The sequence below is a fragment of the Shewanella sp. MM_2022_3 genome (genome assembly GCF_022557375.1).
Classification (GTDB): Bacteria; Pseudomonadota; Gammaproteobacteria; order Enterobacterales; family Shewanellaceae; genus Shewanella; species Shewanella xiamenensis.
Map to the genome: position 1 here is coordinate 1 of NZ_JAKZGV010000073.1, position 13,746 is coordinate 13,746.

The 13,746-nt window shown below is 44.8% G+C and carries 13 protein-coding genes; 9 read left to right on the forward strand and 4 right to left on the reverse strand.

Annotated features, from left to right (window positions below; genetic code table 11):
* Positions 1-78 precede the first annotated feature (78 nt).
* The 5 genes from cobA (at position 79) to cysC (ending at position 5,863) form a co-directional block, all read left to right on the forward strand.
* Positions 79-909 (forward strand): uroporphyrinogen-III C-methyltransferase, encoded by an 831-nt coding sequence (gene cobA, locus MMG82_RS20370; protein WP_241407341.1) that lies wholly within the window; start codon positions 79-81, stop codon positions 907-909.
* Positions 910-990: 81 nt separating this feature from the next.
* Positions 991-1,899, forward strand: coding sequence for a sulfate adenylyltransferase subunit CysD (gene cysD / locus MMG82_RS20375; protein WP_037421642.1), 909 nt, complete (start codon positions 991-993; stop codon positions 1,897-1,899).
* Between the two features lie 131 nt (positions 1,900-2,030).
* A complete protein-coding gene (cysN, locus tag MMG82_RS20380) occupies positions 2,031-3,473 on the forward strand; it encodes a sulfate adenylyltransferase subunit CysN (RefSeq protein WP_037426105.1) in 1,443 nt (480 codons plus the stop codon).
* A 3-nt stretch (positions 3,474-3,476) separates the two neighbouring features.
* Positions 3,477-5,201 carry an SLC13 family permease gene (locus MMG82_RS20385; RefSeq protein ID WP_241407339.1) on the forward strand — a complete coding sequence of 575 codons (1,725 nt, stop codon included), beginning with the start codon at positions 3,477-3,479 and terminating at the stop codon, positions 5,199-5,201.
* Positions 5,202-5,245: 44 nt separating this feature from the next.
* Positions 5,246-5,863 (forward strand): adenylyl-sulfate kinase, encoded by a 618-nt coding sequence (gene cysC, locus MMG82_RS20390; RefSeq protein WP_037421649.1) that lies wholly within the window; start codon positions 5,246-5,248, stop codon positions 5,861-5,863.
* Positions 5,864-5,883: 20 nt separating this feature from the next.
* Here the strand turns inward: cysC and MMG82_RS20395 are convergent, their stop codons facing one another.
* Entirely contained in the window at positions 5,884-6,723 is an 840-nt protein-coding gene (locus tag MMG82_RS20395) for a TIGR03899 family protein (protein ID WP_037426109.1), read from the reverse strand.
* Positions 6,724-7,234: 511 nt separating this feature from the next.
* On the opposite strand from MMG82_RS20395, the gene hemG reads away from it, so the two are divergent.
* Both hemG and MMG82_RS20405 read left to right on the forward strand, forming a co-directional pair.
* Positions 7,235-7,756, forward strand: a complete 522-nt coding sequence (gene hemG, locus MMG82_RS20400; RefSeq protein WP_037421655.1) for a menaquinone-dependent protoporphyrinogen IX dehydrogenase — start codon at positions 7,235-7,237, stop codon at positions 7,754-7,756.
* Positions 7,757-7,799: 43 nt separating this feature from the next.
* The gene (locus tag MMG82_RS20405; RefSeq protein ID WP_047535393.1) at positions 7,800-8,327 is read left to right on the forward strand and encodes a cytochrome b/b6 domain-containing protein; all 528 of its coding nucleotides are present in this window, start codon (positions 7,800-7,802) and stop codon (positions 8,325-8,327) included.
* A gap of 148 nt (positions 8,328-8,475) precedes the next feature.
* Here MMG82_RS20405 and MMG82_RS20410 read toward each other — a convergent pair whose 3' ends face one another.
* The 3 genes from MMG82_RS20410 to MMG82_RS20420 form a co-directional block, all read right to left on the reverse strand.
* Positions 8,476-9,228 carry a thiol:disulfide interchange protein DsbA/DsbL gene (locus MMG82_RS20410; RefSeq protein WP_037421661.1) on the reverse strand — a complete coding sequence of 251 codons (753 nt, stop codon included), beginning with the start codon at positions 9,226-9,228 and terminating at the stop codon, positions 8,476-8,478.
* A gap of 256 nt (positions 9,229-9,484) precedes the next feature.
* The gene (locus tag MMG82_RS20415; RefSeq protein ID WP_037421664.1) at positions 9,485-10,129 is read right to left on the reverse strand and encodes a DNA-J related domain-containing protein; all 645 of its coding nucleotides are present in this window, start codon (positions 10,127-10,129) and stop codon (positions 9,485-9,487) included.
* A 308-nt stretch (positions 10,130-10,437) separates the two neighbouring features.
* Positions 10,438-11,091: an oxygen-insensitive NAD(P)H-dependent nitroreductase NfsB gene (locus MMG82_RS20420; protein ID WP_047535396.1), complete on the reverse strand. Its 654-nt coding sequence runs from the start codon at positions 11,089-11,091 to the stop codon at positions 10,438-10,440.
* Positions 11,092-11,508: 417 nt separating this feature from the next.
* Between MMG82_RS20420 and MMG82_RS20425 the strand changes: the two genes are divergently transcribed.
* Complete coding sequence (locus MMG82_RS20425; protein WP_241407340.1) at positions 11,509-12,519, forward strand: sugar-binding protein; 1,011 nt, start codon at positions 11,509-11,511, stop codon at positions 12,517-12,519.
* A gap of 354 nt (positions 12,520-12,873) precedes the next feature.
* Positions 12,874-13,197: a hypothetical protein gene (locus tag MMG82_RS20430; protein ID WP_037421672.1), complete on the forward strand. Its 324-nt coding sequence runs from the start codon at positions 12,874-12,876 to the stop codon at positions 13,195-13,197.
* Positions 13,198-13,746: the final 549 nt, after the last annotated feature.

Sequence of the window (13,746 nt, forward strand, 5' to 3'; positions counted from 1 at the left end):
CAATTAATGATTTTATATTTATTATGGAATATAACTGGCGCTATATTGCTACACATTGATCTCATATCGGGGAATGTGATGGAAATTTTATCTTTACCAGGCCAAAGCGCTAAGGGCAAAGTCTGGCTGGTTGGTGCGGGCCCCGGCGATGTGGAGTTATTAACCCTTAAAGCGTGGCGCATTCTAAATTCTGCCGATGCGGTGTTATACGATGCGCTCGTCAGCCAAGATATCCTCGATTTGATTCCTAAAGATGCTGAAAAAATTGCCGTCGGTAAGCGTGCTGGTAAGCATAGTGCTGCGCAAGATGAAATTAATCAGTTACTGGTGACGAAAGCCTATACCCGTAAAAACGTGGTACGCCTCAAGGGCGGCGATCCGTTTATTTTTGGTCGCGGTGGTGAAGAGTTACAAACCTTAGCAGAAGCGGGAGTCGAATTTGAAGTGGTTCCCGGGATTACCGCCGCCAGCGGCACTTCGGCATATGCGGGCATTCCATTAACCCATAGGGATTACGCCCAAGGGGTAACGTTCATCACTGGTCATTGTCAGCTCGAAAGCCGTCCGATGGATTGGCAGGGTTATGCTAATCCCAACAATACCTTAGTTGTATATATGGGGATTTTAAACGCGGGCATTATCCGTCAAGGGTTAATCAACGCAGGTCGTAGCCCAGAGACACCAGTGGCCATCGTCTCGAAGGCGACCACTCAGTCGCAGCAACGTTTTATTGGGCAATTAGATTCACTCGAACAACTTGCTGCTGATCCGCAGTTGCAAATGCCCGCATTAATGATTATTGGCGAAGTGGTTGGGTTGTCCGAAACCTTAAATTGGTTTCAGCCCAAGGGCGAAGGCCTGCTGCCGCTTGACGCTTTAAATACGACCAAAGTTGCAGCAAAAATTTAGTTAAATCAGAACATTTTTTAGAAATAGTTAAGTTAAATCCAGCTGCCTGTCGCAGCCCATTTTAGGTAAACGGAGAAGAGTATGGCCGGGCGTGAATTAAGCCACTTACAACAACTGGAAGCCGAAAGCATTCAGATCATTCGGGAAGTCGCAGCCGAATTCGATAACCCAGTCATGTTGTATTCCATCGGAAAAGATTCTTCGGTGATGTTACACCTTGCGCGTAAAGCTTTTTATCCCGGCAAGATCCCATTCCCCTTGCTGCATGTGGATACGGGCTGGAAATTCAAAGAGATGATCGCCTTTCGTGATGCGCAGGCGAAAAAATTTGGCTTTGAATTATTAACTCATACTAACCCAGAAGGCGTTGCTCAAGGGATTAACCCCTTCGACCATGGCAGTGCAAAACACACTGACATCATGAAAACCCAAGGCTTAAAACAAGCATTAAACCAATATGGTTTTGATGCCGCTTTTGGTGGCGCCCGTCGTGATGAGGAAAAATCCCGCGCGAAAGAACGGGTGTATTCGTTCCGCGATCGCCACCATAGATGGGACCCTAAGAATCAGCGCCCCGAACTGTGGCGCACCTATAACGGCGCGGTGAACAAGGGCGAAAGTATTCGTGTCTTCCCATTATCGAATTGGACTGAACTCGATATTTGGCAATATATCTATCAAGAAAACATTGAGTTAGTACCCCTGTATTTTGCGGCTGAGCGTCCTGTAGTTGAGCGTGGTGGTCAGTTGATTATGGCCGACGATGAGCGCATGAAGCTCGAAGAAGGCGAAACCATCAAGCATGAGATAGTGCGTTTTAGAACCTTAGGTTGCTATCCATTAACGGCGGCAATGCATTCGCAGGCGGACAATCTCGAAAAAATCATCGAAGAAATGCTGCTAACTCGCTCGAGCGAACGCCAAGGGCGGTTGATTGACTCGGACCAGAGTGCATCGATGGAGCAGAAGAAACGCCAAGGTTATTTCTAAACTAAGGCATTTCGAGCGAAGGTTCAGAGACAGATTAAACCGATTTCGTGAATGTCCCGATGAAGGCTTTTAGATCAACCAAGTACCAGCAGACTTCACGAACAGTTGAGCAAGATAAGAGTGAGATAAAGATGGATAAAGCGGTCAATAAAACTAATCGTATGGCGGCAGAAATCAGCCAGCATGGGGTAAAAGAATATCTAGCCCAGCAGCAACATAAAGGTTTGTTGCGCTTTTTAACCTGCGGCAGCGTAGACGATGGCAAGAGCACCTTGATTGGCCGTTTATTGCATGACAGTGCGCAGATTTACGAAGACCAACTCGCCAGCTTAAAAAATGATAGCGCTAAGATGGGCACAACGGGCGAAGCAATCGACTTAGCTTTGCTGGTGGATGGTCTGCAAGCTGAGCGTGAGCAGGGCATTACTATCGATGTAGCTTATCGTTATTTTTCAAGCGATAAGCGTAAGTTCATTATCGCAGACACCCCAGGCCATGAGCAGTACACCCGTAATATGGCGACTGGCGCCTCAACCTGTGACTTAGCGGTGATTTTAGTCGATGCGCGTTACGGCGTGCAGACCCAAACCAAGCGTCATGCCTTTATTGCCTCTTTGCTGGGTATTCGCCACTTTGTGGTCGCGGTCAATAAGATGGATTTACTCGGGTTCGATGAGCAAGTATTCAATCGTATCCGTAATGATTTCAGTGAGTTCGTTAAAGGCTTTGGTGAGTTAGATATTCACTTTGTGCCCTTATCAGCACTCAATGGCGACAACGTGGTCGAGCCAAGTTTACATACCCCTTGGTATCAGGGCGGTACATTACTGGAATTGTTGGAAACCATTGATACCCAACGTGAACTGAGTGCCTTACCCGTGCGCTTCCCGGTGCAATATGTGTCGCGTCCAAATCTGGATTTTCGTGGTTTTGCCGGTACTTTAGCCTCTGGTGTCATCAAGGTGGGTGATGAAGTGGTAGCGCTGCCTTCGGGTAAACGCAGCAAGGTTGAGCGTATCGTGACCTTCGATGGTGATTTGGCCGAGGCAACGGCGGGGCAAGCCGTCACTCTCACCTTAGAAGATGAAATCGATATTTCCCGTGGTGATTTACTGGCTCTGCCAGAAAGTGCGCCACAGGTTGCCAACCAAATCGTGGCTGACCTCGTGTGGATGGATGAAAAACCACTACAACTCGGCCAGTTATATGACATCAAGGTTGCGGGTAAAAAGACTCAAGCCTCAGTCTCGACCATAGAATATGTGGTTGATGTGAACACACTTGCGCGCAGCAGCGCCGACACACTAGGGCTCAATGCTATCGCTCGCGTGACCTTAGAGCTGACAGAAGATATCGTTTTCGATGCCTATTCTCTGGTACGTGATACTGGCGGCATGATCCTGATTGACCGTTTATCCAATGCAACAGTTGCAGCGGTAATGGTGGTGTCAGGCCAACATGTAAGCAAGCAAGTGTCTTCACAATTTAGTGCCTTTGAAATTGAGTTTAATGCGCTCGTACGTAAACACTTCCCGCACTGGCAAGCGATTGATATTTCAAAGCTTGGAGCCTAATTTGTGAGTGACTTGTGGCTATTGGCGATAGTGTTGTTTGGGTTGTTGGCTGGCTTAATTGCTGGCCGCATAAACCCTGCGGTGTTGTTTTTATTTGCTTTTTTAATATGTTACCTCCTAGGTATGGTAACGCTCGACGCAGCGCTCACAAGCTTTACTAATACGGGATTAGTCACATTAGTGTTATTGGTGCTTGCGGCGACAGCGCTGGAAAAGACTTCATTGCTGGGAAAGTTAAGCCAAGTGATTGGTAATAGCTCGTTGGCGATGACAATGGCAAAGTTGGGATTTTCCACGGCTCTGCTGTCATCATTTACCAATAACACTGCGGTTGTGGCATCTTTGATTGGGGTAGTGCGCCGTAATCAGGCCCATGCGCCCGCTAAGTTATTACTGCCGCTTAACTATGCGACGATTCTTGGGGGAACGCTCACACTGATTGGTACCTCCACTAACCTTATCGTTAATTCGTTTGTGGAGAATGCGGGCTTACCTGCGCTGGGTTTCTTTGAGTTTACCCATGTTGCAGCGTTGATTGTACTGTTAGGCATTCCGCTACTGATTATGCTGGCTAATACCTTGCCCGACAGACGCGATGAAACGACAGAAGAAGCACTGCCCTATTTACTTGAGGCCCATGTCGCTAAAGGCTCGTCTTTAGTCGGTCGCAGTGTGGTGGACAACAAGCTCAGAGCCCTAAAAAAGCTTTATTTAGTGGAGCTTGAGCGAAGCGGTATTTGTATTTGCCCGGTTCCACCACAGTTAGTATTGCAAGCGGACGATGTGCTGCGGTTCAGTGGCGCGGTGGAGTCGGTGGAGCTGTTGCATCAATTCGATGGCCTCGATTGGTTTGGTAAGCACCAGGCAAAGGGACAAAACCTAGTCGAAGCGGTATTGGCCCCTTCGTCGAGCCTAGTGGGTAGCAGCTTAAAGGAATCTCGCTTTCGCGAACAGTTTGATGCGGCGGTTATGGCGATTCGCCGTGGCCATCATCCGTTAAAGGGCGGCTTGGGCGATATCGTATTGCAACCGGGCGATGTGTTACTGCTGACGCCGGGGGATGGTTTTAGCACCAATGCTAAGCTGAGTACCGAATTTGCCGCCGTCAGCGGACTCGATTTGAATGTGCGTTTAGACACTAAACGCAGTCGTATCGTGTTAGCCGGATTTGTGTTGACGATTGGCCTGAGTCTGGCGGAGATTTTACCCTTGGCAAAAGGATTGGTGCTATTGCTGCTCAGCTACTTTGCCATTGGCGCCGTAACCTTATCTGAACTTAAGCGCCGTTTCCCGCTCGAGTTAGTCGTGATTGTGGGCAGCGCTTTGGGGTTGGCGAACCTGATGATGAGCACAGGTCTTGCTGAGGGACTCGCTCAAGGCTTACTCGGCGCAATCAATGGTTACGGGGTGTTTGGGGCGTTTGTGGGGGTTTATTTAGTTACCTTGTTGTTGACTGAACTGGTCACCAATAACGCCGCCGCGGCCTTGGCTTTTCCTATTGCCTATGCGGTGGCGCTGAATTATGGCGTCGATCCAAGGCCCTTTATTATGGCTGTGGTGTTTGGGGCTAGCGCTAGCTTTATTTCGCCCTATGGTTATCAAACCAACTTGATGGTGTTTAATGCGGGTAACTATCGTTTTAGTGATTTTGTACGGTTAGGGCTGCCCTTATCCCTACTGTATTCGCTGATTGTGATTTTTATGGTGCCGATCATCTTTCCGTTTTAACGATGCCTTTAGTCGTTGGTTTATTAAAGGTTTGAGGAGTTTTTATGAGCAATATAGTGTGGCATCAACATAGTGTCGACCAAGCAGCCAGAGCCAAACTTAAGGGGCAGAATCCGGTATTGCTTTGGTTTACCGGGCTTTCTGGCGCAGGTAAGTCGACCCTAGCAGGTGCGCTTGAGCGTGCATTATTTGAAGCGGGCTTTCACACCTATCTGCTCGATGGCGATAATGTGCGCCACGGTCTATGTAAAGATTTGGGTTTTAGCGTGGCCGACAGGGATGAAAACCTACGCCGTGTTGGCGAGGTCGCAAAACTTATGGTGGATGCGGGCTTGGTGGTGTTATCAGCTTTTATCTCTCCCACCCGAGAAGAGCGCGATAGCATACGTGCAAGATTCCCCGCTGGACAATTTATCGAAGTGCATGTATCGACACCACTTAGCGTGTGTGAAGCGCGTGATCCCAAGGGATTGTACGTGAAAGCACGCAAGGGCGAAATCGCACATTTTACTGGGATTTCATCGCCCTATGAGGCCCCGCTCTCCGCTGAGTTGACGATTGATACCAGCAAAGGGGATTTAGCATCTCAAGTTCGGGCTTTGATTGATTATTTAACCGCAATCGACGTTATTAGCCCAAATCGCCTCACTGCGCTGGCATAGAAGCAGTCTATAACAGCTTGTTATTCAATCTTAAAGTCCTTGGCAAATAGGGCTTGAAGGGCTTTAAGGTATTCTTGGTCCTGTTTAGGAAGCACAAGCTGCGCTAGTTCATCGCCAATAGGTGTTAATCGATAATAACTAAAGAGCAAATTACCGCTCTTAGGGGTTAGTTTCATTTGAATACCGGGCATAGTGAGTTGGATGGGGGTTTTACTATTGAGTAAACCCGTTTCAAACTCACTGCTGTGGAGTATCCCCGCATCAACTAGGGTGAGAATACTGGAGTAGGGCAGACCAAATTGCGAGAGACCTAGGGTGATGTTGGTATGCTTGCGAAAATATTGGCCAATCCCGCCCGTGAGCCGATAGCCGCTAATGAGTTTTAAGCGCTGCTCATTATTCACTTTTGCTGCCATGCCTAGGGCTTTTTCGAGGATTTGCGCTTCTCTGTGCGTTAATTGTTTAAGTAGCGCTAAGGTGCGCAGGCTAAAGTTTCCTGGGTTGATGATTTCACTAGAGAGAATACGTGCCCATAGGTCCTGCATTTTTCGATTATGGATTTGCTCCGCCATCAGAAAAAATTGATGACTCCAGTCGGGATCGAGATCCACCCCCGTCATGTCGGAAGAGGTATAACTTAAGGCGAGGGCGAAAATGGTTTCAACATTTGCCTGATACTGGCTGGCGAGTTTACGTTGCCGATGCTGGGCGCGTTCGGCAATCGAGGCATTGGCTGGGCGATATTCTTCCTCACTGGCGAGACCGAGTTGACGGCCAAGTAAAAGGGCTTTTTTACGGGCAGAGACCTCCGCAGCGGGAGCTGCTTCATCTGCAAGCATTAAAATATCCGAATCCTTCATGCCTTAATCCTGTATCACTTGTCTGCTAATTTACATGGCAAATTAGGGAGAATACCCGCTCTGCCAAAAGTGTCCAGCTTAGTCGATTGTTAGCTTTAAGTCTCCGAGTTGGTTTGCTTTTATTCACGCCTGCTAGACTAGGGCTGGAATTGCTGATTTTGTAACATTTTGATCCTCAGAGTGGTGATTTTTATTTTTGTGAGCAAGCTAGAATTACCGAATATCGAGGGATGGTTTGGCGCTAAGCCCGTGATCTATTTCATGTAAATAGATGACTAAATCACCTAGTATGCAATATCGTAATAGGCAGTTTGCTTTTTGCGTGGAAAACCTAAATATCGCTAGCGGACTCGCTATCCATAGAAGCGCATTGTTTATCTTGTGGTTACCTTCTGGATTGCGAGGCATTGAGTATCATATTGATTGGTATATTTAGGTCAACATAAGGCCGCCGTACTTGTTTTTCTTCTGGCCGCTTTTTCTTATTTTTGTTGAGATAATAGAGGCTTAAGTGAAAAAAATTCTGATCATCTTCTCCAGTGTTCATGGTCAAACTCGTAAGATCACGAATCAGTTAGCCCAGCAACTCAAAGAGTTAGGTAATTCGGTGGTGATTGCTGATATAAAAGCCGTCCCCGCGATGGAGTCCTTCGATAAGATCATCATTGGCGCTAGTATTCGTCACGGAAAACATAATCCTGCGCTGTATGAATTTATTCAGAAACATCAGCAAATCCTGACACAAAAAGTCGGTGGATTTTTCTCTGTGAGTTTAGTTGCCCGTAAACCTGAAAAAAATACCCCTGAGACCAATCCCTATATGCAGGCGTTTTTAACTAAAACGACTTGGCGTCCTCAGTTGTTGCAAGTGTTTGGCGGTAATTTGAATTATCAGGGATATAATGCATTTGATAGGAATATCATACGTTTTATCATGTGGTTAACTAAGGGGCCCACGGATCCTGTTACTAATGTTGAATACACTGACTGGCAAAAAGTGCATGAGTTTGGATTACAAATCCACCAAGCCTAAGCGAGCGGTTGAGGCTAACGTTGATTATCGAGGATAAACCTATATGTCGAACAAATTAACCTTGATATTCGATTTTTTGTTGGCGCGTTTGCATGTTTGGCTGGTGTTGTCCGCAAGTCTACTCATCTGCACCAGTCCGTGGATTTTTATCGGTCGAAGCCTGCGTGCTAATGCTAGCATTTGGGATTATCTGCATGTTTACCTAGGATTGGTGTGTGCTGCGTTAGGGGTTTTATTTTTGTTACGTAATAGCCTCCAAGGCAAATGGCACCAGTATTTTGCCTGGCTGGTGGGCGATTGGGAACAATTGGTGCAGGATATTAAAGGCCTTTTTAAAGGCAAGCTCCCCGTAGCCGGTGGCAAAGGCTTGTTTAGTTGTATCGAAGGGATTGGCATGATACTGCTGGTCGCGACAGGATTAACTGGCGTTGTATGGTTTATTTACCAAGGAACACCACTGGCAATGACTTGGCGTGGTTATCATCAAATTTGTGCCGATGCTTTTATTGGCTTTTTAGTACTGCATATCATATTGGCTGCAACGCATATTATTGAATTTATTAGGCAATAATTTCTGCTACTGCTGAGCGTTAGGTCCAACCTGAGTGAGTTTATCTTGCTCTAACTTACTGAAGGGACTGACTAGTATCGATTCATTTTTGATTGAGACTTGTCAGTCCGCTAAAGCATCCATTCGCAAAAAACAGAAGCTTATATTGTTACCTTAAACGCTTTTGACGGCCAAGAGCGACGGCAGCGGCAAAGGCTAAGAATAACCAGTTTAGGCTACCACCAGAACTTTTAGGTGCCTGTGCATCTTTTTCAACGGCAAGATAGTTAATTAAGCCAATCAGTTCGTCTAAGGTTCTGATGCTGCTTAAGTTAACTGCATATTTGTCATTAACAATAAAGGCTGGCACGCTTTCAACGCGGAATTGGTTTTGCTGGGCACGCCAAAGGGCTAGCTTTTCATCTGTGCTTTTACTGTCGGCAAGTTTGTCGTACTTCGCCGCGTCTATACCGAACTTAGCAAAGACTTGTTTTATGTCGTCACGGCTATTGATTTGCGATTCGTGCTTATGTCCAGGGGCGCTGTGGTCGTGACCATTAGCGCCTTCTTCTCCTTGGATCGCGGCGAACATGGCATGGGTTAGAGCGTCTTTATTATCCAGCTCTTGGATGACGGCCAGCGAACGCATGACTTCAGTCCCTAAAGCACTATTCATAAAGTCGACATGCTTAGTATCAAATGCAATGCCCTTGTTTAAGTTAGCTTTGATATCAGGCAGATAATTGGTTTCCATATTGAAGCAATTATGGCAATAGAAGGAGAAAAACTCGGTAAGTTTAGGCTCACTACTCGGCGCTTTATCAGAAATTTGAGTGTAGTGAGTGCCTTCCACAAAGTTTGCGGCCAAACTGCTGAATGGTGCAACGATTAAGGCGACAGCCAAGGCGATTGGTTTGATCATAGAACCCTCAAAGTCGGTTAGATTGAATCCAGTACATTAAGTGCTATGCGTTGTGCCTAATGCTAATGGATAAGCTGATTCAATCTTGAAATTACGCTTGTGTTATACCAGCGTGAAGATGGTTTTAGGTTAGTTTGAAATGCTTAATTATCGCTGAATTAGTGCGCCGATATTGAACTAAATCTGTGATCCCGTGGGAGTTTAGACCTAGAAATTTGCAAGACTGCAAAGGGGATCACAGATATATCAACATTCGCTAAGCAATATCCCGCAGGGATTGCCAAGCCTCGCAGACTTCGCGAAAGCGGGCAGCATCACCCTCGGGTCTATCAGGATGCCATTTGAGGGCTAAACGACGCCATTGTTTGCGGATATCTCTAGGGGTTGCACTTTCATCTAACTCAAAAACTCTTAGGGCATGTCCTTTGTGCATTAAATTTACATTGAGGCCAATGTAGCTCTTATAACTGCTCCAGAAAGCCTCTAATAATTCCCTCACCACGTTTTCGCTGGTGTCGTAGTTATTCCAGTCAAGATAATATTCTCGCAGGGAAGTCTCTTCCATTATCAATAAGTTAACATTTGATGGCACGAGGCGGAAAATCTGGATTTCCATTGCTTTAACTTGTAACCATTGCTTAGGAAGAAGCATTTCTTGCAGTTCGAACAGGGCATTCATCAGTAGAAAGTTACGCTTAAATAAATCATTACCCGGGTTTTCATCTAAAGGATGGATAAGCCCTCTGCTCTGTAATTCGGTGGCGAGGTGATGGATTTTCCAACTTTGATTGGAAGCTTGTAACACCGATAGCACTGGCCAGATTAACGGATTATCCCCCTTAGTGGTCGAAAGCCTTGCCGATTGAGCTTCTGCACTGAGTGAAGGTTTTGCGAGTAGCATACTGACAGTCCCATCCTAAGTTGTTATCAAGCGAGTGTGGCGATTAAACTGAGTGTACATCTATCTATAAGATTTTTAAGGCTTTTACCTTAAATTTGCCGCTAATTACAGCGTGCTAGATGTACACTATGCCACAGTGCAAAGTGTAGGCAAAGATGGATTTTAGAGCAATTTGCCTCAAGGTCGCTTAGACTTTGCTGGCGGGAATGGTGTTAATTTTTTTACGATGAGTGATGGGACGAGGTCGAAAGTACCCTTGTTCACTTATGCAAAACAAGGGTACTTACGGTTAGCTTAGGCGTCAGGATTTAGATTTCAGTAAAGATAACTTCTTGTGCTAAACGTGACTTAGGTAATTTAGCATTAAAGTCTTCTTCAGAGCGATAACCAAGGGCTACAATCACAGAAGCGCACAGACCTTTTTCTCGTAAGCCTAAGACTTGATTAAGTTTAGTCGCATCGAAACCTTCGATCGGGCAAGCATCAATATCGAGCACACTGGCACCTAACATTAGGGTGCCGAGTGCTAAATAGACTTGTTTTTCCATCCAATGCTGGGCGTCTTTTAGCTCAAATTTATGCATATTGGCAAAGAAAGAGCGACCATTATGTTGGCCTTGTTTGGCTTCTTCATTGGCAAAACGGCCATCTTTCGCCTCTTGCTCTAGCACTTGCAGTAAATGGGCTTCATCGAGTTGAGTACGGGTACACAGTACTACCACATGGGAAGCATTGAGAATTTTTTGGGTATTAAAGGCGTAGTTCTCAGTCGCTTGGGCGATTAACGCTTTGCCTTCTGCCGTACCGGCAAGCACAAAGTGCCAAGGCTGTGAGTTGGTTGATGATGGGCTGAACTGTAATAAGGTCTTGATGTCGGCAATCTTGTCGGCAGGAATTGTCTTGGTTGGATCAAAGGCCTTAGTGGTGTAACGCTTTTTAGCGAGAAAACTTAAATCACTCATGTAACGGCTCCAAATCATCTAGGAATACAAAATCAACCTCAGCATTTTAAGCAGGTTTAGGTAAAAAACAATGTGATCAAAACGGCTATCAGTTTCAAAATATTTTTGAAACTGACGGTTGGTTCAGCCACTGCAAACGCCTAGGGCCGCAACACGCCCTAGGATTAAGTGAGAATATTTAGTGGTCAAAATAAGTAATCTATTCGCGGTCTAATCTAATGTGATGTGTTTCTATTTTATTGTTTATATGTGCTTTTAATCTTTTTTTGGCCGTTAGCTGTGCACAATAGCATTGTGAATGCATGATGTAGATCAATGATACTTGATAACAACATTGTCTCTCATGTCGCTAACGCTATTCCTTTGCTACATTTTGTTATGAAGCTTTAGTGACGGTTTCATTTGTTGGGAGGACGTGTGACAAGATTACTTATGTTGTTTATTACCTTCAGTTTATTACCCGTATCCTCTGGCTATGGAAAAGATCTAAAATTTGCTGTTGTGCCGAAATTTTATAGTGTTTTTTTTGATCAAAGTAAAACGGGCTGTATAGATGCCGCCGCTGAAATAAAAGGTGTGGAATGTGTATATCGAGGGCCAGAATCAAGCAGTGTTAGATTGCAAGACGAGGTCATAAACCAACTGATTGATGAAGGTATCGATGGGATTGCTGTCGCGGTTACGCAATCTAAGTATCTTTTCGAAAATAGCTTAAAAAGAGCTAAAGAAGCCGGTATTCCAATTGTCACCTATGATTCAGATTTTGATGCTTCCATCAACCAAGACCCCAAGAATTTTCGCTCAGCCTATATCGGTACAGACAATTTCGAATTGGGTAAATCATTAGGTGAACAATTAAAAAAATTACGGCCTAATGGAGGGACGCTTATCATGCAATCTGGGCGCCCTGATTCTCCCAATTTGAATTTAAGACTGATGGGAGTTCGCTCTGCGTTGTCGGGAAAAAAATACGATATTCCTCCAGGGAAATTACTTAATAACGAGCAGGGCTGGACAGAAGTGAGAGAACCTTTGTTTAATTTTGACCAACTTAGTCAAGCGGTTAAACAAATGGAGTCTGTTATGAAAGGCAAGCCAGTGAAAGCAGACTCATTTATTGCTGTTGGTGGTTGGGCTCAAAATGATGCAGCGCTTTACCGTGAGATGATTGCCCCATACCAAGGAAAAATTAGCAACAAGGAGGTCGTCGTTATTATTACTGATACCTCTCCAGAGCAATTAACGATGTTGAAGGATAATCTTGCGCATATCAATGTCGGTCAAAATCCCTATGAAATGGGCAGACAGGCCATTTTGACCTTATATAAAATTGTCACCAAACAAAAGTATCAAGAAATAATTTATACACCGGTGACATTTTGCTCTCCACAGAACTTCAATACCTGTGAAAAGCGTGCAGGAATGTAATGTCAATGAGCCTCTATTACTTAGGGGGACTCTGCAAGAATTGAGCGATTACTGCGAACATCTCGAAAAGCGACGACGGCACTTTGCGGCAAGCTGCCAGCATTTTTAGTGCAACTGACAACAATGTATATTACTTCGACAGCAATCATTGCCGAACCTCTCCAAAACACTAAGGGACAATATACCTCGTCTGAAATACACCCTTTTTTAAAGGGATTAGCGCAATTTATTGCCCTGATGCTGTCCTTGCGACTGCTGATGGTTCTTTTTTCACAATGTTAACTTTTACAAGTTGTAGGCAAACTGAAAGTGCATTATGTTGTTGATTTAAAATGGGTGGTCGGATCTACTACAATGCAATATCTTTGGACAGTTTGTATTATATGCCTTTTTCCTATTACTGTTTGGTATTTTATTTCCTTTAAAAAAATGTCGTTACTATTGGAAAGTAAATATCCTGAAAAGTGGGAAGCGTTAGGTAAAGTTGGCTATATTTACAACAATAGCCTTAGTAATTCAAATAAAGTAATTATGTTCTTATTAAAAGAGGAATATCATCAACTAAATGATGGAGATTTAAATAAAATTGCTTCCTCATGTCGAATACTGTTGATTATAGGTACTACATTAGCCGTATTTGCATTCATGATGCCAATCTTAATAGGTAAGTTTGGCTGATTAATATAAGACTAAAATCGGGTTATCTAAACCTTTCTAAACCTCAGACGATTCTTGAGTTGCTTAGCCCAAAGAGATCAGTTTTCATTGGAGGGCTGGGTAACTTTTATCATGAGGGTGGTTGCGTTAGGATGGAATTCACGATTGTATCTTCCGTCTTTTTACCAGATTTTCGATTTTGTTTGGCCACACAGGTTAGTGCCTTATACGTACTTGTTGATGTTTGGCTCGGTGGCAATTAATGATTTCAATGAGTTCATTACAAATTTTAATCTGAAACTCATGAATTAGAGCTTGGAATCTAGCTCGCTTTTGTCCCAAAGCATGCTGTGTGTTTCTTTAAAACCTGCAAGCTACACGGATGCTAAAAGGGTGAGTCATGGTGATTAGCGAGACGACCGTCCGCCCCATGGCCGCTCTTTGGCATATATGGACCCATCCGGTTTGCAAGACATTCGATAACGATTTTGAGAAGAGTTCATTGCACCCATATATCCGGCCTGTTATTGAGGGATCCCTCTGGCCCTGATGGATATCTGCTTCTACAGT